Source organism: Microbacterium sp. GbtcB4, assembly GCF_019091465.1.
GTDB lineage: Bacteria > Actinomycetota > Actinomycetes > Actinomycetales > Microbacteriaceae > Microbacterium > Microbacterium paraoxydans.
Genome location: NZ_JAGXJJ010000003.1, coordinates 1 through 24,940 on the forward strand (window position 1 = coordinate 1; position 24,940 = coordinate 24,940).

Below are 24,940 nucleotides of genomic sequence, written 5' to 3' on the forward strand. Positions count from 1 at the left end.
ACTCGAGGCCCGAGCGACCGCCATCCTGGAGCAGATCAGCCCGCCACTGGCCGCTTGACAGCAATAGGAGCATCCACGATATGGGACGCACCCCCCTCGCGCGATCACGGACAGTGATCGCTCGCCCCAGGGCGCGCCGGTCGGTCAGCGGAGGCAAGTTCGATGGTGAGTTGGCGGTCGACGGCGCGCGCGATTCGTCGAAGTGTGGAGAGGGTGGGCTGCTGAGATCCGTTCTCGATGGCGGAGATGACGGACTGCTTCGAGCCGACTCGATCCGCGAGTGCCGCCTGGCTGAGACCCGCGGCCGTGCGCGCCTGATAGACCATCTCTGCCATCGCGCGCCGTGCCTCTTCCTCTTCGAGCGCGGCGTCGAACCGTGCGCGCTCGTCTGTCGTCATGGCCGCGAGCGATGCGACTTCCAGCTCCCGAAACGGAGTGCTCATCAGTTCTTTCCTTGCTTGTGTCTTGCTTGCGCCCGACGAGCTCGAAGAATCTCGCCACGCTCATTGTTGCGCCATGTGCCCGCGGACTGCACCGTGTAGGCGGGCTTGCGTCGGTCGCGTTTCCGTAGGACACTTCTCTGTTCTGCTTGGAAGGGGCACCGGTGACGCACGATGATGGCGATGTCGACTGGGAGGAGGTCATCCGCGGCATGATCGCGCGCAGCGCCGAGTCTGCTCCCACCGAGCCGGGGGTATACCGGATGCCGTGTGGGAACTGCTACGTCGACTTCTTCCTCACCTCGGACGGCGCCGAACGGTGGCTCGTCCCCGGCGATGAGCGCAGCTACACCCGCGACACCGTCGCCGTCGCCCGGCACGGCGACTACCCGTGGGAGCGTATGTACACCCTCGCCCACGCCGCCGCAGAGATCCGGCGCCGCGCGGCCGACGTCGGGAGACCCGTTGATGCCTTGATTGAGGAACTGGCAATGATCGCGGAAGCGGCGGACGCAGCCGAGAACGAGGAGATCGCCCGCATCGTCCGGGAACGGCCCACCGACAGTGAGGACATCCCGCTGGCCGACCTCGCTCGGAAGTTCGGGATCGATCTCGACGAACTCTAGCGATATCTATCCGGGTCTATCGAAACGCTAGACATCGCTAGATTCTGCAAGAGCATCCATCACCTGCGAGAGGCCTGCCATGAGTGAGTATCCGTGGTTCGACTTCGACCAGGTCGACTACGTCACTGCGGACACCCACTTCGACCACGCGCGGATCAGCGAGCTCGCGGAACGCCCGTTCACCACCGTCGACGACATGAACACCGAACTCGTCCGCAGTTGGAATGAGGTCGTCAGCCCGACCGATGTGGTGCTGCATCTCGGGGATGTCGCACTCGGACCGATCGAAGAATCGATCGGCCTCACCGCGCAGCTGAACGGTTGCCGATACCTGGTACCCGGAAACCATGACCGGGTGTCGCCCGCGACGCAGTCGAGGAAGGCGATCGAAAGGTTCGCGCCGCTCTACGAGGCGGCCGGGTGGACCATCCTGCCGGAGGTCATCGAAGGGACCCGGCGCGGGTACCGGATCCTCGCCTCCCACTACCCCTACAAGGGCGACTCCCAAGAGTCGGACCGGCACACCACGCACCGGCCGCGCTGGGACGACGGGATCCCGCTCCTGCATGGCCACACCCACGCACGCGATCACGGCCCCATCGGCCACCAGTTCCACGTCGGCGTCGACGCCCACGGGTACGCGCCCATCCCCTTCACCGTCATCGACGCCTGGATCCGCAACCTGCCGGACGTCGAGCCGTGGCTCGATGTCACGATCCGTGAGGCCCGTCAACTCGTCGCGGACTTTGACGCCAGCGAGACCTCGAACTCCGATGCCCTGTTTTACCAGATGGGATACAACGAACTGCTGATCGCGCTCGAGGACCTCCTCGGCGCGCTGGACCGCCAGTGGCCCCGCCGTGACGAATCGTGTTGATCGCGAGCAGCAGTCATGTGCCGGCGGAACCGCGGAGCCGTGTCAAGGGAAAGCGATGCTGTGGGATTGAACGGCAGCCCGATCAAAATCGGGCCAGTTTGTGACGGCTCTCATGAGACAAATCGGTGCCAGCGTCGATCCGGTCGAGCAAGGGGTTCAGGTCAGCGGGTTCACGCATGACAGTTGGTCATGAGATCCCACAATCAGCCGCCGGTCTGTCAGATCGTATACGTACTGCCGCACACCCGAAGCGGAGGGCGGCATCCCTACCGTCACGACGCACCGTCCCGGGAACCACCAGCGGAGAGCCTTCACTGAGAGACTGCCGTAGGCGCGAATCGTGGTCTCGCAACCTCAGCATCATGATCTCCGGAGAGATCAGTCGCGGACTCGTACGGTATCTACGCGGCAGCCCGGAGAGAGGGAGCAGATGGGCCACTACGACCTCAATCGCATGGGCTGGCAGCAGTTCGAGCACATGCTTCAAGCTCTCGCAAAGGCCGAGCTGGGCAATGGTGTACGCCCGTTTGGGTCCGGTAAGGATGGTCAACGCGACGCAACCTTTGAAGGTCGGGTCACTTTCCCTGTGGGCAGCGCGAGCTCTTGGAATGGATACGGCGTCATCCAGGTGAAGCACCACGAGAAGCCAACCACAGCTACCGCCGACTGGAAGTGGTTCATCGAGGAGGTGCGCGGCGAGATCCGCGGCTGGCTCGGCAAGAAGCGTCTCGGCAAGAAGACACCGAAGTACCTCCTCTTCGCCACGAACGTGGCGCTCTCCGGCACGGAGGGCAGCGGAGGGAAGGACCAGTTTGAGCTTCTGATGAGCAACTCGGCCGCCGAGCTGGGTTTGGACGGCTGGTTCGTCTGGGATTACGCGGAGATCCGCACGATGCTCGACAAGCACACCTCGATACGACAGCGGTACCTCGAACTGATCGTGACCGGCGACTTCCTCGTGCAACTCGAGTCTCTGCTGCCCAAGAGGACCGCACTTGAAGCCGACAGGCTGGCGGGTCACGCTGTCGCGGAACTCATCACCCGACAATGGGTTCGCACCGGCGACGCCGGCTACAGCGACACCTCAAAGGTCCGACTGGCGGACATTGCAATCGATCTCCCGTGCGTATGGCGCGCGGGGCCCGCCAACGAGGCCGAAGGCCGACGCATGGCTGCACGCGTAACGCTCGCGATCGGCAATCGCGCATTGTCCAGCTCTGGGGGCTCCGGCCCGCAAGGTGTGGTCCTGATCGGAGGACCGGGCCAAGGAAAGAGCACCATCGCGCAGGTGATTGCACATGCTTACCGGGTAGCGTTCCTCCGCGACACCGACATAACCCGATACGGCGCCAACGCGAAGCACGCTTTCGACGGCTTGCGCGACCGTCTCACCACCGCCGGGATCCCAGCCCCGAAGCGCCGACGCTGGCCCATCGTCGTCGAGCTGGCCAAGGCAGGAACGTCGGTCGCTCGAGACGAAGGCGCCTTCTCGCTCCTCAAGTACATCGCTGACTCAATCCTCGTGGAGGGAAACCCGACCGACCCGAGCGCCCTGCTGGAATGGATGAGCAGCTGGCCGGCCTGCCTCATCCTTGACGGCCTCGACGAGGTTCCAGATGCGAAAGTGCGCAGCAGGCTGATCGATGCCATCAGCAGCTTCGTGAGCGAACTCAGCGCTCAACGCGCCGACGTTCTTGTCGTCGCCACCACTCGCCCGCAGGGGTACCGCGGAGAGTTCGGCGACGCTCTACCGTGTGAACAGTTGGAGTTGCTCGAGTTCACGGAAGGCGAAGCGCTGAGCTACTCCGAAGCGCTCACAGCCGTCCGAACGTCGGAAGACCCAGACCTCGCCGCGCAGGTCACCGAGCGGCTCATCACCGCTGTTCACGAACGAGTCACGCAGAGACTGATGACGACACCCCTGCAGGTGACGATCATGACCGCCCTTGCAGAGGAGGCCGTTGACCTTCCCAGCGACCGGTTCGAGCTCTTCGATCGCTACTACAAGGTGGTGTACGAGCGGGAGCTCGCCAAGAGCGAGGCGTTCGCCGAACTCAAGACACTCCGCCAACACATCGATCACCTGCACGAACAAGCCGGCATCAAACTGCAGGCACGCACCGAACAACCTGGCAAATCCGACGCCGTACTGACGAAGACGGAAATCGGTCGAATCCTCCGCAGGCGTCTCACCATGGCCGGATTCGATGAGACTGAGTCGGAGACGATTGCGGACAAACTCCTTCGGCTCTCCACCGAACGGGTCGTCATGCTCGTCTCACGCAGGCCGGCCAAGTATGAGTTCGAGGTCAGATCCCTGCAGGAGTACATGGCAGCGCGAGCCCTCACGGACGGCGACGACGCAACCGTGCTCGGCGGACTGAAGACGCTCATTCCGTCTAGCCACTGGCGAAACACCTGGCTCCTCGCCGCGGGAAGACTTCTCAAGCGGCGCGAGCACCTCACAGACGAAGTCATACAGATCGTGACCGAGTACGACACCACCACAGCAGAAACTCCATTGACCGCCCTCGGTGCCGGACTCGCTGGTGAGCTCTATCTCGACAATCTCGGCGCTGAGTTCCCCGCCGTGAGACGCGCGCTGCTGACGAGCGCGATGGCGCAGTTCGCGGAAACTGCTCCAGAGTTGCCCCGATCACTCGCCGACCTTATGGATCTAGCGTTATCGCAGGCCGAGCGCGAAAGCGCAATCGCGCTGGAGTCGCTGCACGAACTCAGCAGAAAGAACCTCTCCAACCTCGCGACCAAGTACCTCAGCGAGCACAGCAGCGGCATGTCGCCGGCAGCCAAACAAGCACGAACCACGCTCACCGAAGGACGCAAGTACATCAAGCCCGGCGGCCAGACGACGCGAGCACGAGCGCAGATCCTCGCACGACACCTCGCACGAGTCGCTGCCACGGTGCCCGAGGCACTCGTGCTGGTCGAGCGGCTGAATGAGGAAGCCGCATCGACCAGCAGTAGCAGTGGCGCAACGGCGTCGGTGGCGCTCCTCCAGGCGATGGACCAACCCGCGGCACGAGCAGGACTCGCTTCCACGATCAGCTCGATGGCCCATAGTCAGCCCGACGCGGCACACTATGGGACTGTTCTGCTTCGCCAACACGCGTCTAGATCGCTTCGAGGGCAAGGGTATGCCGGGTAAGTCGGGTGTTGCGCTCACCGGCCAAGCCGCCCGAATGCGTGCGAGCCCTTGACCTTGTCCGGGCGGGTGTCTTCTCGTCGGTGCCATCGTCGGCGGGCGACTCGGATCGATTGTTGGTGCAACGCTTCCGGGAACTGCTCACCGCTTTGTCACGGTCGCACAGGTTGTCGCATCGCGGGGTACTTTGCGTATGGTGCTGCGGCTGCGATTTGCCATCGTCGGGCGACGCTTGGCGCCACGCCTGTGAGGTCACAGAGAGGACCGATCGGCATGGTGCTGGCGAGGTTGAGCATTGCGGAGCCTCGGAGCGCGACAATGCTGCAGCCGAGCGCTTCGAGGCTGGTCACGGGACGGTCGTAGTCGACATGCGCACCCGCCCTGAGCTTGGAGGGAAAGAGCCAATCGGAATCGGTATCCCATCGTCGGGGCGCGTCGATCTGGCTTCGAATGAGCTCTGGGAGTGGCGGTGGCAGGGTGATTGGAGTCTGTCCAAGCCGAAGTTGAAGGGTGTTGCCATCATCGATGATGTCCGCGCGCGTGAGGCGCAATACGTGGGAAGCGGGTCGACCGTAGAGGCCGCTGATGAGACCTGTGATCCGCGTGATCAGCGGCAGCGACTCGTCGGTGCTCAGTCTCTGGAGCCACTTCTTGTGTTCGTCTGGTGGGTAGCTGGTCGCTTTGAGACCGCTGGGATGCTTGATGGGTCGGAGCCGTCTTGCGCGGCCCGTCCGCGCGGCCCAGCGGAGAAAGTTTCGCAGGGAGGAGGCTTCCTTTGGGTTGTCGTCGAGGTACTGCTCGACGACGCTCTGCGGCGCTGTCCCGAGATCGATGCCGTTCTGGTCGAGGTGGTTGAGGAATCTCTCTGCTGTGCGGCAGATCAGTCGCGCCCGCATGTAGGACCCGTCCGTGATCCCCTTTTGCCTGATGAGCTGGCGGGTGCGTGCGGTGACTTCCCATCGGCAGAACGGTGTGAGGTGTCGCGCGACAGAGTCGGGCCGGTCGCTGAGGAAGGCGTCGAGCCATCGCTCGAACCGGACTCCACCTTCATCGCGCGGCTTGAGGATGCCGACGTCTGTAAGCGAGTGCCGGAGTAGGTTGGCAGGCTGGAAGGCTGGATGATCATCGAGTGCAGTGTGGCTGATCGGGATCTCCTCACGCAGCATCTGCCGGAGCAGGGCTGCGGTGCGGCTTCGCTTGGTCCACTTCGCCATCGATTGGGGTTCAGGGTGATCGAGTAGCCGCACTTGCAGGGGTGCGAGGAGCGAGCGCGTTCGCGCGGTTCCTTCGGCAAAGAGGTCATTGACGCAGTCGGTTGCGTGGCAGCGATGGCAGATGCGGCCGTACCGTGGCTCTTCGTTGCCACAACGTGGGCATGCGTATCGGGGTGGGGTTCCGGCGCATGTGCTGCAAACCAGGTTGCCGGCTTCGTCCACCGCGACGAGCAGAGCACTCGTGTAGCAGGTGGGGCACTTCTTCTTCGTGGACTTGGCGTGCCGGTAGCACGACTCGCAGGTGTCTCCTCCGAGGAAGGAGACGGCGATGGTCGTGGTCTTGTGGCAGTGGACACATCGCCCGCTGCGTCCATCCGCGCAGTTCTCGCAGACGCTATGGCCGTCGACTCGCTTGTGCGCTGGCTGCATCCGATCGCAGATCGTGCAGAGCCGGTAGTTGGCGGGATCCTTCCTCCAGCACGTCCCGCACACGGCCGAGCCGTCTTCGAGTCTGCGTCGAATGATCTTAGGGAGGTGGCATCGGCCGCAGATCTTCGGTGTCGCCTTGGTATAGCACCCGTGACAACATCGTGAGCCGTCGGGGTGATTGGCTCCGAGCAGCAGATCTCGATCACAGTGTGTGCAGGCCGGCACGACAACATCGTGCCCTTGTGCGCGGGCGAGTCGGAGAAGCCGCTGCGCGGAACGACTCATCTGCTGATCGCCGTTGTGCGCGTAGTTGGGCGAGGTTTGCAGGTATTGGATGAGCCAGGCCCGGGCGGTCGGCGTTTCTACGACTAAACCGAGCATCTCGGCGACACCCGCCTTGCCGATCGTCTTCCACGGTTCCCCGTCGCTGACTAACAGGGCGGCGATGTCGGCAAGGGAGGTGGTGCTGCTCATTGCTGGTTTGGGCGCACGATGCGGGCGGGGACGGGCCCTATTGCACCGTCAGTCACCGGTCGCCCCGTAGTTGCCTCCTTCGCAGCGGTGGCGGTCGCGGCGCTGAACGAGATGAGATCGTTGGGGGTGCAGTCGAGGATGTCGCAGAGCGCGTCGAGGACCTCAAGATTCAGGCGCTGGGGAGTGCTGGTGACCAGCCGATACACCTGTTCTCGGGATAGCTTCACGCCGCGGGAGGCGAGCAGCGGGACGAGCTCGGTGGTCTTGTAGATGTCGTGGAGCGCGAGGAGCTTTCTCAGGTTCCACTCGACTTTGCGGGTCATGCCGATTCCTCCTTCTGTCCGTGCACCCTGCTGAGCGCCTCCTGCAACATGCGGTTCTTGAAGTCGTCGCTGACCGACGTGTAGATGGCCGTCGTCGAAGATGCATTGTGTCCAACCTGCTCTTGGACGAATCGCTCCGCGTATCCGAACTCGATGAGGTGAGTGACGTAGGAGTGACGGAGACTGTGAAGAGTGAGGGTCTTGTCGAGCCCGAGATCGTCGCGGATGAGGGCGAAGCGTTGATTCGCATGCCGATACGCGACTCGGCTTCCTCGCTCGGTGAGCCAGAGCGCTCGTGTATCGACCGCCTTCATTCGAGGACGAAGCTGCTCCACCCACACTTTGAGTCCATCGATCGCCCACTCGAACTCCGGCACGGCGAGTATGGTTCGTCGTCGAGGTGGGGAGCCTGGAAGCGCCTTCCCGAACCGCACGTGGATCTTGCCATAGCTTCCCCAGTGCGGAACTTCGGGGTTGGGGCGTAGGTCGTGCAGATCCAGCATCACCGCCTCCCGTCGACGTAGGCCGAACGCGTAGATGGTCTTGAAGAACTGCGAGTCGCGTAGCGCGGGTAGAGCACCCTTCCGTCCGGATCTGAGCAGGCTGACGGCGATCTCGTCAGCGCGGGCGAAGAAGGCTTCGAGTTCGTCGTAATCGAGTGGGCGACGGCCGGGCTTCGCCTCGAACTCGGACAGATGCGCGTATGTGTTCCAGTCGTGGCAGATCTGGCCAGGAGCCGTGCCGAACCGTTCGATGCACAGGTCATGCCAGTCATAGGCGGGGTTCGAGAGATACCCGCAGAACCAGCGCAACCCGAGGTGATACCCACGGATCGTTGAGTGGGCGAGCTGGGTTCCACCCGAGAGAAGTGACGATGTGTAGTCCTCGACATCTCTCTCCGTCCACTCCCACGGGTACTCGCCTGTGAATTGCTGAAATCTGCCCGCGATCGAGACCCGCGACTGGATGGTCGACGGCGCCAATCCTCGTGACCGCATCGACAGTGCGAACCCCTCGAGCATCTGGTCGAACATCATCTTCGCCGGGTCCAGCGGGATCACCGGTGCAACACCGCGGAGTGTGCGCCTCATTTCACCTCGATGCATCTATCCCAACAAAGATGGCTATGAGCCTAACACAAGGGCGTTTAATGCATCGTTCTCTAATCGCGATCGGCGACGGTCACGAGATGTTCGACGACGATGCGGAACGCGACCAAATCAGCTGCTGATCAGCCAAGAGCCCCCCGCCCAGAAGTCGAAGGTTAAGGTGACGCAGGCCCATCGAAACCCGGAAGCTTGCCCCAACAACGGCACACGCGACAGGATCACAGTCGTCAGCAGTGCATGGTGATCCCTCACCGCCCGCAATCTCCGCAGAGTCATCTGATGCAACAGTGCGCACTTGTGCCCTCGAGGCTCGGCTGACGCCCCTGCAGCGCGACCACATCCGGGCCGTCCACCGCGAGCTCGAAAGTCTCCTCCACCGTGATGATCCGCTGGTCCGCCGCGCAGGCAGCGAGCAGCGCCCCGAGCATCGTCGTCTTCCCCGCGTGGGTCGCCCCCGACACGATCACGGACGCGCCCGTCCGCATCGCCTCACCGAGGGCCCGCGCGGCCTCGGGGGTCAGCGCGCCCTGCATCACTAGCGCATCGAGCGAGCGGTACCCGGGAAGGAACTTGCGGATGTTGACCGCCCACGACCCGCGCACGACATCGGCGATCGCGACATGCAGCCGCGAGCCGTCCGGCAGCGAGGCATCGACGAAGGGCTGCCCGATGTCCACGCGCCGTCCCGTCGCCTGCAGCATCCTCTCCACCAGGTCCCGCACCGTCGCCTCGTCCAACCACAGCGCCGTCCGCTCCGCCACCCCACCCCGCGCCGTGTGCACGGCCCCGTCGCCGTTGACCCACACCTCCTCGATGCCGGGGTCGTCGAGCAGCGGCTGCAGAGCACCGAAGCCGCTCACCGCCGCCAGCACGTCCCGCACGCACGCCGCCTCGTCCTCGACCAGCACGCCGCCCCGCGCGAGCGCCCGATCATCGTGACGCCGCACCTCCGCCCGGGCGACCTCCCGCGCCCGCTCCGGGTCGGTCGCCGGATCCACCCCCTCGGACCGCAGCCGACGCCGCACAAGGTCGGCGATGATCGACGCGGGCTGCTCCATCCCTGCATCCTCGCAACGATCCGCTCCCGGCCCGCGGAGTTATCCACACCCCGTGCGCGGCCTCCGAACGGGAACGCTCTGGCACCGGGTAGCGTGCAGGCATGAAGCGGTTCACTGTCTCGTGCGGCCTCCTCGGCGTTCTCCTCCTGTCCGGCTGCACCGGGGGCGCCGATCTCCTGCAGTGCCAGAGTGTGGCCGCCGTCGACACGGAGCTCGAGGCCTTCTTCGCCCAGGACACGGTCGGCGGCACGCCGAGCCCGGAGCAGACCGAGCGCCTGAAGGAGCTCGCGGACGAGTACGCCGATCTCGACGTCGACGGCGAGGTGCAGGAGGCTGCGACCGCAGTGAGCGACGATCTGCGCGCGCTCCACGACTACCGCGTCGGCGTCCAGAACGGCGACGACGCGGACCCCGACCGCGAACAGGAACTCCGCCGGACCGCGATCGATACGTTCGTCGAGGGGCAGGCCGTCTGCATCCAAGGCTCCTCCTGACGCCTCCGTATCGACCCGCCCGCCCCGGTGTCAACCGGTACGTCCCCCGTCGTCGCGCTCCCTAGGCTGAGGAGCAGACCTGCGAGGAGACGACGTGCACCGCGCCACACCAGCCGCCCCCGAACCGACCCTGAGCGTGGTCATCCCGGTCAAGGACGACGCGACGGAACTGCAGCGGTGTCTCCGCGCCCTCGCCCGACAGACGCTTCCGCCCGACGAGATCATCGTCGTGGACAACGCCTCGACCGATGAGTCGGCCGCTGTGGCTGTCCAGCACGGCGCACGGGTCGTGCGGTGCGACGCCCCGGGCATCCCTGCAGCGAGCGCGACCGGGTACGACGCAGCGACGGGCGACGTGATCCTGCGACTCGACGCGGACGGCGTGCCGGGGCCCCGATGGATCGAGACGATGGCGACCGCGTGCATGCGGGATCCGCGGGTCGGCGCCTGGACCGGCGGTGCGCATTTCGTCGACGGCCCCCGGTTCCTGCGGCGGCCCCTCGCGGTGGCCTACCTGCTGTCCTACGTCATCGTGTGCGGCTCCGCCCTGGGCCACGCGCCGCTGTTCGGGTCGAATCTCGCCCTCCGCCGCTCGGCCTGGCTTGCGGTCCGAGAACGCGTGCACCGCGACGACGCCGACCTCCACGACGACCTCGACCTCGCCTTCCACGTCGGCGAGCGCCACCGCATCCGCTGGCTCCTGCACACCGACATGGGCATCTCCATGCGGCCGTTCGGCAGCGGCCGCTCGTTCGCGCGCCGGGCCTGGATCGGCGCCCGCACCGTCCTCGTGCACTGGCCGGAGGACTTCCCGCCCGTGCGCTGGGTGCGGCTCGCCCTGCGCCGGGTACTGCACCGGCTCGGCGTCCCCGCGCCCGGAGCCCGCCGATGACCACCCCGCTCCTCGGAACACCGTCTGCCAACGAGCTGCACGTCATGACCCTCAACATCCGCCGCGATCTCGGCGCGCTCGCCTGGCCACCCGCCGACCGCTGGTCGGTTCGACGTCCCCGGCTCACCACGCTCCTGCGCACGGAGCGGCCGGACGTCCTCGGTGTGCAGGAAGCCCTCCCCGAGCAGGCTGCCGCCATCTCCGCCGCGCTCGGCCCGTCGTTCCGCCGTGTCGGCCACGGCCGCCTCCCGGGACCCCGCGGCGAGGGCTGTCCGCTCTTCTACGACGCCGACCGGCTGGAGCTGCGCACCTGGCGACAGGTCGCGCTCTCCCGCACCCCCGATCGCCCCGGTTCCCGCTCCTGGCTGAGCGTCGCGCCGCGGCTGGCGGTGGAGGCGTCCTTCCGCGACCGCCGCACGGGCGCTCCCGTCACCCTGCTCAACACCCACCTCGACGCCTTCTCGCCGTGGGCTCGGCTCCGTCAGGCGCAGGCGGTGCACGACCTCGCCGCCGCCTCCGCGACACCCGTCATCCTCCTCGCGGACGTCAACGCCGCCGCGGGCTCGGCACCGTGGCGCGCCCTGGAGGCCGACGACGTCCTCCGCGATTCGTGGACGGCCGCTGTGACCCGCCGCACACCCGCCTGGAGCACGTTCGCCGGCTACCGGTCGCCGCGCCGCGGACGCCGCATCGACGGCGTCCTCGCCTCCCCCGCGCTACCCGTGCGCCGGGTGGGCATCGACGCCCGCCAGTATGGAGGGGGCTGGCCGTCCGATCATCTCCCCGTGCACGCCCTGTTCGATCTCGCCCCCGCCGTCGCACCCGAGGAGCCCGCATGAAGGAGGACTTCCTCCGCCCACCGCAGTCCGTGGCGGAGTACGGCGCCGACGCCGTCCGCGTGATCGGCATCCTCAGCGTCCTCGTCGCGGCGATCTGGTCCACCCCGACCGACGCCGGCATCCTCGCGCTCGCCCTCCCCGCCCTCATGCTCCCCCGTGTCCTCGGGATGCGCGGCGGCATCGACCTCGCGATCGGCCTGATCGTGCTCATCGCCGCCGCGAGCAACGTGTTCGACCTGTACCGCACGCTCACCGGGTGGGACCTCGTCGTGCACTTCGTCTGCACAGGCGCCCTCGCCGCCACCGGCTACCTCGTGCTCTCCCGCCTCGGCATCGTCACCGCGCAGGAGTCGCCGGCGTTCCGCCCCCGCATCCCGATCATCCTCTGCACCGTGATCGGGCTCGCTGCCAGCGCTGTGTGGGAGATGATCGAGTGGGCGGGACGCACCTTCGTCACCGACGAGATCTTCGTCACCTACGAGGACACGATCGGCGACATGGCGATGGGCGGCCTCGGTGCGCTCGCGGCGGGAATCCTCGTCGCCGTCGTCCGGCTGGAGCGTCATCGCCCCGCGTGACGGCGCGGAACTGCGGGACGATCCCCAGGGTCGAACAGCGCGCGGGTCAGTAGACTGAAGCCACCGCGCGGGAGTGGTGGAATTGGCAGACACGCAGGATTTAGGTTCCTGTGCCCCAGGGCGTGTGGGTTCAAGTCCCACCTTCCGCACGACGGGTGCTTCGGCGCCCGCATCGCTCCACCGCCGACACCTCACGACCGACGGGAATCCCGCCAGTGCTCGAAAGCATGCTGCACGCCCCCACCGCGCTCATCCCGTGGCTCGATCCGCAGACGATCATCGGGGCGGCGGGTCCGTGGGCGCTCCTCGTGGTCTGCTTCATAATCTTCGCCGAGACCGGTCTGCTGGTCGGCTTCCTCCTGCCCGGTGACACGCTGCTCATCATCGCGGGCCTGCTGACCCACACGAGCAACGTCTTCGGCGTGAACATCTGGGTCGTCTCGCTGCTCATCGCGCTCTCGGCGTTCATCGGCGGCGAGGTCGGCTACGTCATCGGACACAAGGGCGGTCCCGCGGTGTTCGAACGCAAGGAATCCGGCCTGTTCAGCAAGAAGAACGTCGAGCGCACCAACGCGTTCTTCGAGCGCTTCGGCGGCCTCACCGTGATCCTGGCCCGCTTCGTGCCGATCGTGCGCACGTTCGCTCCGGTCGCGGCCGGGGTGGGCCACATGCCGTGGCGGCGCTACTCGCTCTACAACTTCATCGGAGCGATGATCTGGGGCTTCGGGCTCACGATGGTCGGGTACCTCATCGCCTACATCCCCTGGATCCGGCACCTCGTCGTCGAGTACATCGACATCATCCTGCTCATCGCCGTCGGCGGTACGGCGATCGTCACCCTGTGGCACTACCTCACCGAGCGTCACAAGGCGAAGAAGGCCGCGGCCGCGGGCGAAGACGTCGTGACCGACCATGCGGAGGCGGAGGAGCTCGTCCTCGACGCCGACGTGTTCGACCGGGCCCCCGACCTCGACGGCGACGGAAAGCACTGACCTCGTCGCGGATCAGCCCGCGTTCTTCGAGCGCTTCTCCTTGGAGCGGGCCACGCTCGCGCGCAGCGCCTCCATCAGGTCGATGACCTCGCCGCCGTCGGCCGCCTTCTCGGCGTCGCCACCGAACGTCTCGGCCACATCGAAGGTCTCGCCGGCCTCGATCTTCGCGTCGATGAGGGTGCGGAGCTCCTTCTGGTACTCGTCGACGAACTCCTCGGGATCGAAGTCGGCCGAGTAGCTGTCCACGAGGGAGGACGACAGCTCCAGCTCCTTCTTCGAGATCCGCACGTCCTCGTCGAGGGACGGGAACTCCGCCTCCCGGACCTCGTCCGACCACAGCAGCGTCTGGAGCACGAGCACCTTGCCCCGCACACGCAGCGCGGCGAGCCGGGTCTTCTGGCGCAGCGTGAACCGCACGATCGCGGTGCGATCGGTCTGCTCCAGGGTCTTGCGCAGCAGCACGTACGCCTTGGGCGACTTCGAGTCGGGCTCCAGGTAGTACGGCTTGTCGAGGGTGAGCGGATCGACCTGGTCGGAGGGCACGAACTCCACGACGTCGATCTCGCGGCTCTTCTCCGCCGGCAGCGCGGCGAGGTCGTCCTTGGTGAGCACGACCGTCTGGCCGTCGTCGACGTAGGCGCGGTCGATGTCAGAGTACGCGACCGTCTCGCCGCACACCTCGCACGTCCGCTGGTAGCGGATGCGGCCGCCGTCCTTGTCGTGCACCTGATGCAGCGGCACGTCGTGATCCTCGGTCGCGGAGTACACCTTGACCGGCACGTTCACCAGCCCGAACGTCAGGGCGCCCTTCCAGATCGTCCTCATCACACCAGTAGACACCAGCCCCACCCGTCACGACCACCCCTTGACTACGCTGGCTCCATGGTGGGAGAGGCGCAGGTCGTACAGGTCGACGGCCGACGACTGCGCGTGACCAACCTCGACAAGGTCGTCTATCCGGAGACGGGCACGACCAAGGGCGAGGTCATCGCCTACTACACCGCCATCGCGCCCCTGCTCCTGCCACTCCTCGACGGCCGCCCGGTCACCCGCAAGCGCTGGGTCGAGGGCGTCGGCACCGCCGCGGCTCCCGAGGACTCCTTCTTCACGAAGCAGCTCGAGCCCGGGGCTCCGGACTGGATCCCGCGGCAGGACATCCAGCACTCCGACGGCCCCAAGGCGTATCCGCTGGTGGAGGACGTGCCCACATTGGTCTGGCTCGCGCAGGTCGCGGCGATCGAGCTGCACGTGCCGCAGTGGCGGTTCACCCCGGAGGGTCTGCCCGGTCGCCCCGACCGTCTCGTGCTCGACCTGGACCCCGGACCCGGCGCCGACCTCGCGCAGTGCGCCGAGGTCGCCCGGATCGCCAGGACGCTCCTCACCGGCATGGGCCTCGACCCCCTGCCCGTGACGAGCGGCAGCAAGGGCATCCATCTCTACGCGTCCCTGCCCGGCGAGCAGACCAGCGCCGAGGTCTCCGCCGTCGTCAAAGAGCTGGCGCGCATCATCGAGAACGACCACCCGGACCTCGCGACGAGCGTCATGTCCAAGGCCGTGCGCGGAGGCAAGGTGTTCCTCGACTGGAGCCAGAACAACGGCAAGAAGACGACGATCTCCCCGTACTCCCTGCGGGGGCGCGCCCGCCCCGGCGTCGCGGCGCCGCGCACGTGGGAGGAGCTCGATGACCCGGGGCTCGCACACCTCGAGCTGGACGACGTGCTCGCACGCGCGGCTGCCGGATTCGACCCCCTCTCGTCGCTCCGCCCCGACGCTCCGGCACTGGCCGCGAACGCGCCCGCCTCGACCCCGGCTCCCGCGATCCGGGCGGCGGCCGTCGCCCCCGCCCGCCGCGGACGGCCGCTCGCCGCACCCGCACCGTCCCCCGCCGCGACCACCCTCCCCTCCCTCTCCCCGATGCTCGCCGAGAACGGCACCCCCGCGATCGCTCGAAACCTCAGCACCCCGTCCTGGGTGGAGGTGAAGTGGGACGGCATCCGTGCGATCGGCACCTGGCGCGACGGGCACATGTCGCTGCACGCCCGTCGCGGCACCGACATCACCGCGCGCTATCCCGAGCTGACGGCCGACGGCGCCCCGTTCCTCCCGGTCGACGAGGCGATCGTCGACGGGGAGATCGTCGCCTTCGACAGCGCAGCCCGGCCGAGCTTCTCCCTGCTGCAGAACCGCATGCACCTCACCCGGCCCCGGGAGATCGAGCGCGAGGTGGTGCGCACACCGGTCGTGTACATGCTGTTCGACCTGCTCCGCCTCGACGGGCATGATCTCACCGGGATGCCGCTCCGCGAGCGCCGCACGCTCCTGGACGACATCGTGGCGGGGGTCGACGCGCCCATCCAGGTCCCACCCGTCTTCGACGACGTGGACGCGGCGCTGGCCGCGAGCGAGGAGTTCGGGCTGGAAGGCGTCGTCGTCAAGGATCCGGCGTCACGGTATCGCGCCGGCCAGCGCTCGCCCTCCTGGCTCAAGCTCAAGAACACCCGCATGCAGGAGGCGGTGATCGTCGGCATCCGCCCGGGGAAGGGCGAGCGGGAGGGCACTCTCGGCTCTCTCCTCCTCGCGGTCCCGGAGGGCGGCGACCTCCGCTACATCGGCCGCGTGGGCACCGGATTCACCGACCGGATCCTCCGCGACCTCCTCGCCCGCCTGGAGCCGCTGCGGGTGCCGCGCGCACCGCTCGACGGCGTCCCCCGACCCGATGCCTCCGACGCCCTGTGGGTGCGTCCAGAACTCGTGGGCGAGGTGGAGTTCGCGAACTGGACGCCGGACGGCATCCTCCGTCACGCCCGCTGGCGTGGTCTGCGTCCCGATAAGACCGTCGACGAGATCACCGTCGAGGCGTGACGCACACGCCGCTCAGGCGTGGTGCGGTTCGCAGTCGCTCTGCTCGGCCGGCTCGATCTGGAACGTGGAGTGCGCGACGTCGAAGTGGTCCGCGAGGCACGCCTGCATCTCCGAGAGCAGCGCCGCCGAGCGGCCGTCCGCCAGCAGATCCGGCCGGACGCTGACGTGGGCGGTGAAGACCGGAGCACCGCGGGTGAGCTGCCACACGTGCACGTCATGGACCCCGACGACGCCGTCGTAGCTGAGCAGGTGGGTGCGGATCTCGCCGACCGCCATGCCCTTCGGCGCCGACTCGGCGAGCACGGAGAACACCTCCTTGAGGAGGACGAACGCCCGCGGGATGATCATCGCCGCGATAAACAGCGAGGCGAGGGCGTCGGCCGGCATCCAGCCCGTCACGAGGATCACGCCCGCCGCGATGATGACCATGAGCGAGCCGAGCAGGTCGCCCATCACTTCGAGGTAGGCGCCCCGCACGTTCAGGTTCGTGCGCTGGGCACGGCTGAGCAGCCACATCGACACCGCGTTCGCGAGCAGGCCGACGACCGCGACGACGAGCATGAGCCCACCGGCGACCTCGATCTCGGAGGGGTTCAGCAGCCGCTGCACCCCCTGCACGGCGACGACCGTGGCGAGGGCGATGAGGATGACCGCGTTGATGAGCGCGCCGAAGACCTCCGCGCGCTGATAACCGAACGTCCGCCGGTCGTCCGCAGGACGCGCCGCCACGGTCGCGGCGATGAGGGCGATCACGAGCGCCGAGGCGTCCGTGAACATGTGCGCGGCGTCCGCGAGCAGCGCCAACGAGCCGGTGAGAAGAGCTCCGACGACCTGCACGATCATCACGGTGGCGGTGAGGGTCAGGGAGATCGCGAGCAGGCGGCGGCTGCTCGCCGAACGGAGACCGCCGGGCGCGGGGGCGTGATCGTGCATGCCCCCAGGCTAGCCCGGGGGCGGGTGCCAAGAGGCCGTTCCTGGCTAGTCGGGAACAGTAACGATTCTCACCGTCAGCAGGGGTTCTTCTCTCCGACGCTCAGAGCGCGGCGAGCAGCGGCACGAGCGCCGTGAAGGCGCGGGCGCGATGCGACTGCGACTGCTTCTCCTCCGCCGTGAACTCCCCCACGGTGCGCTCCGCGCCGTCCGGCTGACCGTCCGGGATGAAGATCGGGTCGTAGCCGAAACCGCCGCTCCCGGAGGCTTCGTGGGCGAGGCGTCCGGGCCAGATCCCCTCGACGACGTGCTCGCGACCGTCCGGGAGGACGAGCGCGATGGTCGACGTGAAGTGCGCGGCGCGGTGCGGGTCGGCGATGTCGCGCAGCTGGTCGAGCAGCAGCTCCAGGTTCGCCGTGGCGTCCTTCTTCTGCCCTGCCCAGTACGCCGAGAACACCCCGGGTGAACCGCCGAGCACGTCCACGCAGATGCCGGAGTCGTCGGCGAGCGCCGCAAGGCCGGTGTGCGCGGCAGCCGCACGCGCCTTGAGGAGCGCGTTCTCGGCGAACGTCACGCCGTCCTCGACCGGCTCGGGACCGTCGTAGCCGACGACCTCCAGGTCGGGCCGCGTCTGCTGCACGATCTGCTGGAACTCCGCCACCTTGTGCGGGTTGTGGGTCGCGAGGACGACGCGCATGCTCAGGCTCCCGCCAGGGCGGCGAGCTGCCGGTCCTTCAGCTCCGCGCAGCCGGCGACGCCGAGGTCGAGGAGCGCGTCGAGCTCGCGCTTGTCGAACGGCGCCCCCTCGGCCGTGCCCTGCACCTCGACGAACAGGCCGCGGCCGGTCACCACGACGTTCATGTCGGTCTCGGCCCGCACGTCCTCGACGTAGGCGAGGTCGAGCATCGGCTCCCCGTCGACGATGCCGACCGACACCGCGGAGACGGAGTCGAGCAGCGGCGTCGAGTTCTTGCCGATGAACTTCTTGTCCCGCCCCCACTCGATCGCGTCGGCCAGGGCGACGTAGGCGCCGGTGATCGCCGCTGTGCGGGTGCCACCGTCAGCCTGGAGGACGTCGCAGTCGATGACGATGGTGTTCTCGCCCAGCGCCTTGGTGTCGACGACGGCGCGGAGAGCGCGTCCGATGAGCCGGGAGATCTCGTGCGTCCGGCCGCCGATGCGCCCCTTCACGCTCTCCCGGTCGTTGCGGCTGTTCGTCGCGCGCGGGAGCATCGCGTACTCCGCCGTGACCCAGCCTTTGCCCTTGCCGGTGAGCCAGCGCGGCACACCGTTCGTGAACGAGGCGGTGCACAGCACCTTCGTCCCGCCGAAGCTGATGAGAGCCGAGCCCTCGGCCTGCGCGCTCCAGCCGCGCTCGATGGTGATCTCGCGGAGCTGCGAGGTGGAACGGCCGTCGGCGCGGACGATGTCGGTCATGTGCTTCTCTCGGTCGGGGATGGAGCGACGGGCTCAGCGCGCGTCGAGGGCGGAATCGGGAAGCGTGATGACGCCGGTCTGGACGAGCTGCACGTCGCGCACCTCGCGGCCCATGAGCCGGTTCGCGAGCGCCGTGAAGTCATCGGCGGAGTCGCCCGTGGCCTCGTAGACATAGGTCGCGGTGGCGTCGGGCGGCGCCAGCAGATCGCCGCGCACGAGCTGGCGGTACACGTCGCCCGCGGTCTCGTCGTCGCTGGAGACCAGAGTCACGCCCTCCCCCATGACGTAGCTGATGGCACCACGGAGGAACGGGTAGTGCGTGCAGCCGAGGACGAGCGTGTCCACGTCGGCCTCCCGCAGCGGCGCGAGGTACTCCTCGGCCACGGCGAGCACCTCGGGAGTTCCGGTCACCCCGGCCTCGACGAACTCGACGAACCGGGGGCAGGCCGCCGTGAACACCTGCAGGCGCTCGTTCACCTCGAGCATGTCCTGGTACGCCCGGGAGCCGATGGTGCCGACCGTACCGATCACACCGACCCGTCCGTTCCTCGTCGTGGACACCGCGCGTCGCACGGCCGGACCGATCACCTCGACGACGGGCACGTCGTAGCGCTCGCGCGCATCGCGCAGCATGGCCGCGGACGCCGTGTTGCAGGCGATCACGAGCATCTTCACGCCCTGGTCCACGAGCGTGTCGAGCACTTCGAGCGCGTAGCGGCGCACGTCGGCGATGGGCTTGGGGCCGTACGGCGAGTGGGCGGTGTCGCCGATGTAGACGAACGATTCGCGGGGCAGCTGGGCCCGGATGGCCCTGGCCACCGTGAGCCCGCCGACACCGGAGTCGAAGATCCCGATGGGCGCGTCGTTCATGACTCCCCAGCCTACCCGCGTGCGCGGCGCCTCGTGCATCCTGGCCTCACTAAGCTGAGCGCATGACCACGTCGACGGCGCTGCTCACCGACCGTTACGAGCTCACGATGCTCGCCGCCTCGCTCCGGGACGGCACCGCCTCCCGTCCGAGTGTCTTCGAGCTGTTCTCCCGTCGGCTGTCCGGCGGACGTCGCTTCGGCGTCGTGGCCGGCACCGGGCGATTGCTCGAGCTGCTGCGCGATTTCCGCTTCGGTGACGACGAGTTGCGCTTCCTCCGCGACGAGCGCGTCGTCGACGCCGAGACCCTCGCCTACCTCGAGCGCTACCGCTTCACCGGGACCATCCGCGGATACCGTGAGGGTGAGCTCTACTTCCCCGGGTCGCCCATCCTCACGGTGGAGGGCTCGTTCGCGGACGCGGTGGTCCTGGAGACCTTGGCGCTGAGTGTGCTCAACCACGACTCCGCCGTCGCCACGGCCGCCGCGCGCATGAGCATCGCCGCCGGAGAGCGGCCCCTCGCCGAGATGGGCTCCCGCCGCGCCGCGGAGCGCTCGGCGGTCGCTGCCGCGCGAGCCGCCTACATCGCCGGCTTCGGCGCCACGAGCAACCTCGAGGCCGGGCGCGCCTGGGGCATCCCGACCATGGGCACTGCCGCCCATTCCTGGACGCTGCTGCACGACAGCGAGGAGGACGCCTTCCGCGCGCAGGTCGAGAGCATGGGCGTGGACACCACGCTCCTCGTGGACACCTACGACATCCGCACCGGCGTCGAGACCGCGATCCGCGTGGCCGGGACCGGGCTGGGCGGCGTCCGCATCGACTCCGGCGACCTCCCGATCGTCGCCGCGGAGGTCCGCGCACAACTCGACGAGCTCGGCGCCACCGATACCCGCATCACGGTCACCAGCGACCTGGACGAATACGCGATCGCAGCCCTCGCCGCCTCCCCCGTGGACGCCTACGGCGTCGGCACCTCGGTCGTCACCGGCTCCGGGTATCCGACCGCGAGCATGGTCTACAAGCTCGTCGCCCGGCAGGACGCCGACGGGGCGTGGATCGGCGTCGCCAAGGCCTCGGCCGACAAGGCGTCTTTCGGCGGGCGCAAGGCGGCGTTCCGCACCCTCGACGACGGCGTCGCCGCAGCAGAGACGGTCGTCGTCTCCGACGGCTTCGAAGCGCTGGACACGCCTGCCGAGCACCCGGACGGACGCCCGCTCCAGGTCACCCTCGTCGAGGGCGGCGAGATCGACACCGCAGCCGAGGGCGCGGCGGGGACGGCTGCCGCCCGCGCGCATCACCTGCGTGTGCGCGAAGAGCTGCCGGTGCGGGCGCTCGCACTCAGCAAGTCGGATCCGGCGATCCCGACGGTCTACGTCGAGGCGGACTGACGCGCGGTCGGCGGTCAGCCGACCATCGACTCGTAGATCTCCTTGCAGGTCGGGCAGATCGGGAACTTCTCCGGATCACGACCGGGCGTCCATTTCTTGCCGCAGAGCGCGCGGACGGGCTTGCCCGTGATCGCCGACTCGAGGATCTTGTCCTTCTTGACGTAGTGCGAGAAGCGCTCGTGGTCGCCCGGTTCGATGTTCTCCTCGCGGAGGAGCTCTTCCAGTTCGCGATCAAGCGTTGCCACGCCGCCCTGATCGGGGCTGTCCAGCGGAGTACTCATCCCGTGATTCTAGCCGCGTCCGAGCCTCGGCGGGGCGGGTCTCAGGCCGTCTCGACGAACTCCATCAGACGCTCGCCGCTGTGCTCGAAGATGCGTCCGCCGATCACGGCTCCTCCGATGAACGCGGCCGCCCCGGTGACGATGCCGACCCAGAACGCCGCAGGCGCGAATCCGGGATCGGCGACGATGCTCGCGCCGAACAGCCACATGGTCGGCACGCTCAGGAGGATCGCACCGAGGAATGCCGCCGCCGGGCCGTAGATCCCCCTGGAGGTCGGTCGCTGCGGCTGCTGGAACGGGCTGTCCCCGGGGCGGGAGACCGCGTACGGCGCCACCACCGACACCACGCTGGAGATCCCGAGGGCGCTGAACAGCAGGCTCGCTCCGACACCGACGAGCGGCAGGAGCAGGCTCCACCGACCGGCGAGGAGCAGCGAGAGCGGCACCGCGATCGCCAGCACGGGGACGGCGACGAGCAGCACGGGCACGAGGCGCCCGAGACGGTCGGGAAGACCGCGGACGCCGCTCGCGACGTGGGTCCACAGGGCCGTGGAATCGTAGGCGACGTCGTTGTGGGGCAGCCAGCCGAAGAACAGTGCCATGACGGGCACGGGGACGAGCGCGGCGATCTCGACCGGCACGCCCGCGACGATCAGTGGGAACACGGTCAGCACGCCCGCCACGGGCACCACGATGATGTTCATGATGTACCGACGGTCGCGGAGCCAGTACACGAGGCTTCGCGAGGCGATGGCGCCGAAGGCGTTCGAGGGCAGCAGGGCGAACCAGCCGAGTCCGGTGCGCTCGCGTGCCGCCACCGGACGCTCCGTCGTCGTCAGCAGGCGGCGCACGAACCAGGTCCAGGCGAGCCACAGCAACGCCAGGGTGGCCACGGCGATCAGTCCGCTGACCCAGGCCACAGCCGTCTCACCGGCGGCCGCCGCGAACATCGCCGCCGGCGAAGCGGCGAGCGGGGTGAAACCGATCACCGAGGTCAGGGTCGCCAACGATGCCGGAACCTCGCCATCCCAGCGGAGCGAGCCGAGGAACACCGCGACAGGGAAGGCGATGACGATCAAAGCGAGGGCGAACAGCGCGGTCAGCTCGCGGGATCGACGCTCCGGCAGCAGCAGCGCGTTGAGCGCCATCCCGACCCGGGAGAGGAGGATCGTCGACAGCAGCCCCGTCAGCGCCAGGAGGACGGCCGGCACCCACGGCGCACCGGCGCGGACGGCGACGATCGTCACGCTGACGTAGACCGCGAGGAGCGCGAGACTCGGCACGCTGACCAGTGAGGCGATCGCAAGGACTCCGGGCATCTTCCGCTCGTCGACGCCGAACACCGCGAAACGCCGGGGATCGAGCTGATCGACGGCCCCCACGAGCAGGGGTCCCACGAGGAAGCCGAGCAGGACGGCCGCACCGCCGAGCACTGTCACCGCCTGGGAGACCGGAACGGGCGCGTCGCCGAGACTGAACACCGCCACGCAGACGACCACCGTGACCGCGATCACCGCGCCGAAGGAGAGCAGGGTGCGCACCCGGTGTTCCCCGCGCAGGGCGCCCAGGAGGAGCGCGAACCTCAGTCGGAGAACGTGTGCAGCCACTCGAGCCCCTCCACCTCGCCGCTGGAGCCAGCGAGCTCCACGAATCGGGACTCGAGCGTCTGGCCCGCGCGCACCTCGTCGATCGTGCCCTCGGCAAGCACCTCGCCGTTGACGATGATGGCCACCCGGGAGCACACGCGCTCGACGAGGTCCATTCCGTGGCTCGACAGGATCACGGTGCCGCCGTGCGAGACGTAGGCGCGCAGGATGTCGAGGATCACGGCGGAAGAGACCGGGTCGACGGACTCGAACGGCTCGTCGAGCACCAGGACGCGCGGCGAGTGGATCATCGCGCCCGCGAGCATGATCTTCTTGGTCATACCCGCCGAATAGTCGGACACCACCCGGTTCAGGGCGTCGCCGAGATCGAAGGCCCGGGCGAGGTCCCCGGTGCGCTTCTCGATGACGTCGGCGGCGAGGCCGCGGAGCAGCCCGTAGTAATACAGCAGCTGCCGGCCGGTGAGGCGGTCGAACGTGCGCAGGCGGTCCGGCAGGACGCCCATCACGCGCTTCGCCGCCAGCGGCTCGCTCGCCTGGTCGATGCCGCAGATGAGGACACTGCCCTCGTCCGCACGCAGGAGGCCGGCGACGATCGACAGGGTCGTCGTCTTGCCGGCACCGTTGGGGCCGACGATGCCATAGAACGAGGCGGCGGGCACGGTGAGATCGATGCCGTCGACAGCGCGGTTCTCGCCGAACTGCTTCACGAGACCGCGGATCCGGATGGCCTCGGTGGCGGGCTCCGCCGCCTCCTCCTCGTCGACCTCGGCCGGCGGCTCCTCGGCGATCACGGCTTCGACCACTTCGACGACCTCGACGTCCGCGACGCGGCTTTCCTCGAGCGCGGACTCCTTCGTCACCGGCAGAGCGGTGTCCGACACCTCGACCGCGGGCTCCGCGGCGGACCCCTCGATGGCGGCCGCGTCCTCGACGCGCGTCGCCGACTCGGAGGTGCCGTCGTCCGACGCCACCACCGCGGCGGACTCCTCGGGCTGCGTCTCCGCAGCGGCCAGTGCTTCCACGGCCTGTGCGTCCGCAGCCGCGGCTTCCGCCGCCTGCGCCTCCACGGCCTCGGCTTCCGCGGCCTTCGCGGCAGCCGCCTTGGCCGCAGCCGCCTTCGCCGCAGCAGTCTTGGCGGCGGTGGTCTTGGCCGTCGTCCTGGCCGCCGATGCCTTCGCGGCGGCCGTCTTCGCCGCGGCGGCCTTGGCCGCAGCCGTCTTGGCAGCCGTCGTCTTGGCGGCAGCAGTGCTCGGCTTCGTGGTCGTCGCGGACGGGCGCTTCGGGCTCGTGGTCCGCGCGGCGGTGTTCTTCACCGCGGCTGCTCGGGCGGCCGACGCCGTGCGCGCGGCCGCGGGATCCACGCTCGCTGCGGGCGTGGGCTCGACCACGACCTCGGAGGTGGGGGCCGCCTTCTCGGCTGCGGCCTTGGTCGGTGCGGGCCGCGCAGCGGTCGGCTTCTTCACCGCGGGAGTCTTCGCCGCGGGAGTCTTCGCCGTGGCCGCCTTCGTCGCCGTCGAGGACTTCGCTGCGGTGGACTTCGCCGGAGCGGCCTTCGCGTCCGCGGCCTTCGCCGCCGCGGTCTTCTGGCTCGTGGACTTCGTGCCGGCAGTCTTCGCCGACGTGGACTTCGCAGTGGTGGTCTTCGAGGCTGCGGTCTTCGCCGCCGCCGACTTCGGCGCGGAGGACTTCGCTCCGGTCGCTTTTTTCGCGCCGGCGGAGGACGAGGCAGTTTTCTTGGCGGCCGGTTTCCGAGCGGGCGCGGAGGCTTCTGTCGGAGTCTCGGCTCCCTCTGCCTGGGGGGTGGGGTCATCAGGGGAGGAAGTCACCGTCCTACGGTATCAACGGGTGGCTGAGAGCCAAGGCCCCACGCGACATTCCGACATCAGAACCCCTTCTCCGCGGAATTTGCAAGGGGGTTGTCGTGCCTGTGCGTTGCGTGTGTACTCGGTCACGAAATGGCAACGGGGCCTGCCTGGCCCCGGGGTTCCCAGGGGGAATCGCTAGCATGATTCCCGGCACGACGAAGTGTCTGGTCGGTGAACCGACCGTGAACACAA

23 protein-coding genes and 1 tRNA gene are annotated in these 24,940 nt (G+C 68.1%); 11 read left to right on the plus strand and 13 right to left on the minus strand.

The window, feature by feature from the left end; all coding sequences use genetic code 11:
• Positions 1-104: 104 nt before the first annotated feature.
• A complete protein-coding gene (locus tag KVS71_RS05900) occupies positions 105-443 on the minus strand; it encodes a helix-turn-helix transcriptional regulator (RefSeq protein WP_231860830.1) in 339 nt (112 codons plus the stop codon).
• A gap of 161 nt (positions 444-604) precedes the next feature.
• Here KVS71_RS05900 and KVS71_RS05905 point away from each other — a divergent pair, with 161 nt between their 5' ends.
• The 3 genes from KVS71_RS05905 (at position 605) to KVS71_RS05915 (ending at position 5,109) form a co-directional block, all read left to right on the plus strand.
• Positions 605-1,066: a zinc ABC transporter ATPase gene (locus KVS71_RS05905; protein ID WP_217584117.1), complete on the plus strand. Its 462-nt coding sequence runs from the start codon at positions 605-607 to the stop codon at positions 1,064-1,066.
• A 79-nt stretch (positions 1,067-1,145) separates the two neighbouring features.
• On the plus strand, positions 1,146-1,943 hold the full coding sequence (locus KVS71_RS05910; protein ID WP_217584118.1) for a metallophosphoesterase: 798 nt from the start codon (positions 1,146-1,148) through the stop codon (positions 1,941-1,943).
• A gap of 430 nt (positions 1,944-2,373) precedes the next feature.
• Positions 2,374-5,109, plus strand: coding sequence for an NACHT domain-containing NTPase (locus KVS71_RS05915; RefSeq protein ID WP_217584119.1), 2,736 nt, complete (start codon positions 2,374-2,376; stop codon positions 5,107-5,109).
• Between the two features lie 149 nt (positions 5,110-5,258).
• Here the strand turns inward: KVS71_RS05915 and KVS71_RS05920 are convergent, their stop codons facing one another.
• The 4 genes from KVS71_RS05920 to KVS71_RS05935 form a co-directional block, all read right to left on the minus strand.
• Complete coding sequence (locus KVS71_RS05920; protein ID WP_217584120.1) at positions 5,259-7,223, minus strand: hypothetical protein; 1,965 nt, start codon at positions 7,221-7,223, stop codon at positions 5,259-5,261.
• The gene (locus KVS71_RS05925) at positions 7,220-7,546 is read right to left on the minus strand and encodes a helix-turn-helix transcriptional regulator (RefSeq protein ID WP_061683557.1); all 327 of its coding nucleotides are present in this window, start codon (positions 7,544-7,546) and stop codon (positions 7,220-7,222) included. The genes KVS71_RS05920 and KVS71_RS05925 overlap by 4 nt, the downstream gene beginning before the upstream one ends.
• A complete protein-coding gene (locus tag KVS71_RS05930; RefSeq protein WP_242086195.1) occupies positions 7,543-8,637 on the minus strand; it encodes a tyrosine-type recombinase/integrase in 1,095 nt (364 codons plus the stop codon). The genes KVS71_RS05925 and KVS71_RS05930 overlap by 4 nt, the downstream gene beginning before the upstream one ends.
• A 290-nt stretch (positions 8,638-8,927) precedes the next feature.
• Positions 8,928-9,713 carry an ATPase, T2SS/T4P/T4SS family gene (locus KVS71_RS05935; RefSeq protein WP_217584121.1) on the minus strand — a complete coding sequence of 262 codons (786 nt, stop codon included), beginning with the start codon at positions 9,711-9,713 and terminating at the stop codon, positions 8,928-8,930.
• Between the two features lie 101 nt (positions 9,714-9,814).
• On the opposite strand from KVS71_RS05935, the gene KVS71_RS05940 reads away from it, so the two are divergent.
• The 6 genes from KVS71_RS05940 (at position 9,815) to KVS71_RS05965 (ending at position 13,508) form a co-directional block, all read left to right on the plus strand.
• A complete protein-coding gene (locus tag KVS71_RS05940) occupies positions 9,815-10,207 on the plus strand; it encodes a hypothetical protein (RefSeq protein WP_217584122.1) in 393 nt (130 codons plus the stop codon).
• A gap of 94 nt (positions 10,208-10,301) precedes the next feature.
• The gene (locus KVS71_RS05945) at positions 10,302-11,099 is read left to right on the plus strand and encodes a glycosyltransferase family 2 protein (RefSeq protein WP_217584123.1); all 798 of its coding nucleotides are present in this window, start codon (positions 10,302-10,304) and stop codon (positions 11,097-11,099) included.
• Positions 11,096-11,938, plus strand: a complete 843-nt coding sequence (locus tag KVS71_RS05950) for an endonuclease/exonuclease/phosphatase family protein (protein WP_217584124.1) — start codon at positions 11,096-11,098, stop codon at positions 11,936-11,938. Before KVS71_RS05945 ends, KVS71_RS05950 begins: the two co-directional genes overlap by 4 nt.
• Positions 11,935-12,516: a hypothetical protein gene (locus tag KVS71_RS05955; RefSeq protein ID WP_217584125.1), complete on the plus strand. Its 582-nt coding sequence runs from the start codon at positions 11,935-11,937 to the stop codon at positions 12,514-12,516. The genes KVS71_RS05950 and KVS71_RS05955 overlap by 4 nt, the downstream gene beginning before the upstream one ends.
• Before the next feature lie 67 nt (positions 12,517-12,583).
• Positions 12,584-12,665, plus strand: a tRNA-Leu gene (locus KVS71_RS05960).
• 78 nt (positions 12,666-12,743) lie between these two features.
• The gene (locus KVS71_RS05965) at positions 12,744-13,508 is read left to right on the plus strand and encodes a DedA family protein (RefSeq protein ID WP_060923080.1); all 765 of its coding nucleotides are present in this window, start codon (positions 12,744-12,746) and stop codon (positions 13,506-13,508) included.
• Between the two features lie 12 nt (positions 13,509-13,520).
• Here KVS71_RS05965 and KVS71_RS05970 read toward each other — a convergent pair whose 3' ends face one another.
• Positions 13,521-14,333, minus strand: coding sequence for a Ku protein (locus tag KVS71_RS05970; RefSeq protein ID WP_060923079.1), 813 nt, complete (start codon positions 14,331-14,333; stop codon positions 13,521-13,523).
• 57 nt (positions 14,334-14,390) lie between these two features.
• Here KVS71_RS05970 and ligD point away from each other — a divergent pair, with 57 nt between their 5' ends.
• Complete coding sequence (gene ligD / locus KVS71_RS05975; protein ID WP_083370888.1) at positions 14,391-16,370, plus strand: non-homologous end-joining DNA ligase; 1,980 nt, start codon at positions 14,391-14,393, stop codon at positions 16,368-16,370.
• 12 nt (positions 16,371-16,382) lie between these two features.
• Here ligD and KVS71_RS05980 read toward each other — a convergent pair whose 3' ends face one another.
• From KVS71_RS05980 to murI, 4 genes are all read right to left on the minus strand, one after another.
• Positions 16,383-17,303: a cation diffusion facilitator family transporter gene (locus KVS71_RS05980; protein WP_144882510.1), complete on the minus strand. Its 921-nt coding sequence runs from the start codon at positions 17,301-17,303 to the stop codon at positions 16,383-16,385.
• A gap of 100 nt (positions 17,304-17,403) precedes the next feature.
• Entirely contained in the window at positions 17,404-17,997 is a 594-nt protein-coding gene (gene rdgB, locus KVS71_RS05985; RefSeq protein WP_144882509.1) for an RdgB/HAM1 family non-canonical purine NTP pyrophosphatase, read from the minus strand.
• Between the two features lie 2 nt (positions 17,998-17,999).
• Entirely contained in the window at positions 18,000-18,737 is a 738-nt protein-coding gene (gene rph / locus KVS71_RS05990) for a ribonuclease PH (protein ID WP_025105317.1), read from the minus strand.
• A gap of 33 nt (positions 18,738-18,770) precedes the next feature.
• Positions 18,771-19,607, minus strand: coding sequence for a glutamate racemase (gene murI / locus KVS71_RS05995; protein WP_060923537.1), 837 nt, complete (start codon positions 19,605-19,607; stop codon positions 18,771-18,773).
• Between the two features lie 62 nt (positions 19,608-19,669).
• Between murI and KVS71_RS06000 the strand changes: the two genes are divergently transcribed.
• Positions 19,670-20,995 (plus strand): nicotinate phosphoribosyltransferase, encoded by a 1,326-nt coding sequence (locus KVS71_RS06000; protein ID WP_083370889.1) that lies wholly within the window; start codon positions 19,670-19,672, stop codon positions 20,993-20,995.
• 14 nt (positions 20,996-21,009) lie between these two features.
• On the opposite strand, the gene KVS71_RS06005 is transcribed toward KVS71_RS06000, so the two are convergent.
• The 3 genes from KVS71_RS06005 to KVS71_RS20420 are packed head-to-tail and all read right to left on the minus strand — an operon-like array spanning position 21,010 to position 24,709.
• Complete coding sequence (locus tag KVS71_RS06005; protein ID WP_060923586.1) at positions 21,010-21,276, minus strand: DUF3039 domain-containing protein; 267 nt, start codon at positions 21,274-21,276, stop codon at positions 21,010-21,012.
• Between the two features lie 41 nt (positions 21,277-21,317).
• Entirely contained in the window at positions 21,318-22,883 is a 1,566-nt protein-coding gene (locus tag KVS71_RS06010) for a hypothetical protein (RefSeq protein WP_105950164.1), read from the minus strand.
• Complete coding sequence (locus tag KVS71_RS20420) at positions 22,859-24,709, minus strand: ABC transporter ATP-binding protein (RefSeq protein ID WP_368874560.1); 1,851 nt, start codon at positions 24,707-24,709, stop codon at positions 22,859-22,861. Before KVS71_RS20420 ends, KVS71_RS06010 begins: the two co-directional genes overlap by 25 nt.
• Between the last annotated feature and the right edge of the window lie 231 nt (positions 24,710-24,940).

Bases quoted from the DNA above. Each gene is read 5' to 3' on its own strand.
- KVS71_RS05930 (WP_242086195.1), bottom strand. From the start codon at position 8,637: ATGAGGCGCACACTCCGCGGTGTTGCACCGGTGATCCCGCTGGACCCG.
- KVS71_RS05940 (WP_217584122.1), top strand. From the start codon at position 9,815: ATGAAGCGGTTCACTGTCTCGTGCGGCCTCCTCGGCGTTCTCCTCCTG.
- KVS71_RS05925 (WP_061683557.1), bottom strand. From the start codon at position 7,546: ATGACCCGCAAAGTCGAGTGGAACCTGAGAAAGCTCCTCGCGCTCCAC.
- KVS71_RS06005 (WP_060923586.1), bottom strand. From the start codon at position 21,276: ATGAGTACTCCGCTGGACAGCCCCGATCAGGGCGGCGTGGCAACGCTT.
- murI (WP_060923537.1), bottom strand. From the start codon at position 19,607: ATGAACGACGCGCCCATCGGGATCTTCGACTCCGGTGTCGGCGGGCTC.
- KVS71_RS05955 (WP_217584125.1), top strand. From the start codon at position 11,935: ATGAAGGAGGACTTCCTCCGCCCACCGCAGTCCGTGGCGGAGTACGGC.
- KVS71_RS05950 (WP_217584124.1), top strand. From the start codon at position 11,096: ATGACCACCCCGCTCCTCGGAACACCGTCTGCCAACGAGCTGCACGTC.
- KVS71_RS05920 (WP_217584120.1), bottom strand. From the start codon at position 7,223: ATGAGCAGCACCACCTCCCTTGCCGACATCGCCGCCCTGTTAGTCAGC.
- ligD (WP_083370888.1), top strand. From the start codon at position 14,391: ATGGTGGGAGAGGCGCAGGTCGTACAGGTCGACGGCCGACGACTGCGC.
- KVS71_RS05915 (WP_217584119.1), top strand. From the start codon at position 2,374: ATGGGCCACTACGACCTCAATCGCATGGGCTGGCAGCAGTTCGAGCAC.
- KVS71_RS05965 (WP_060923080.1), top strand. From the start codon at position 12,744: ATGCTGCACGCCCCCACCGCGCTCATCCCGTGGCTCGATCCGCAGACG.
- KVS71_RS05970 (WP_060923079.1), bottom strand. From the start codon at position 14,333: ATGAGGACGATCTGGAAGGGCGCCCTGACGTTCGGGCTGGTGAACGTG.
- KVS71_RS06000 (WP_083370889.1), top strand. From the start codon at position 19,670: ATGACCACGTCGACGGCGCTGCTCACCGACCGTTACGAGCTCACGATG.
- KVS71_RS05910 (WP_217584118.1), top strand. From the start codon at position 1,146: ATGAGTGAGTATCCGTGGTTCGACTTCGACCAGGTCGACTACGTCACT.
- rph (WP_025105317.1), bottom strand. From the start codon at position 18,737: ATGACCGACATCGTCCGCGCCGACGGCCGTTCCACCTCGCAGCTCCGC.
- rdgB (WP_144882509.1), bottom strand. From the start codon at position 17,997: ATGCGCGTCGTCCTCGCGACCCACAACCCGCACAAGGTGGCGGAGTTC.
- KVS71_RS05900 (WP_231860830.1), bottom strand. From the start codon at position 443: ATGAGCACTCCGTTTCGGGAGCTGGAAGTCGCATCGCTCGCGGCCATG.
- KVS71_RS05935 (WP_217584121.1), bottom strand. From the start codon at position 9,713: ATGGAGCAGCCCGCGTCGATCATCGCCGACCTTGTGCGGCGTCGGCTG.
- KVS71_RS05980 (WP_144882510.1), bottom strand. From the start codon at position 17,303: ATGCACGATCACGCCCCCGCGCCCGGCGGTCTCCGTTCGGCGAGCAGC.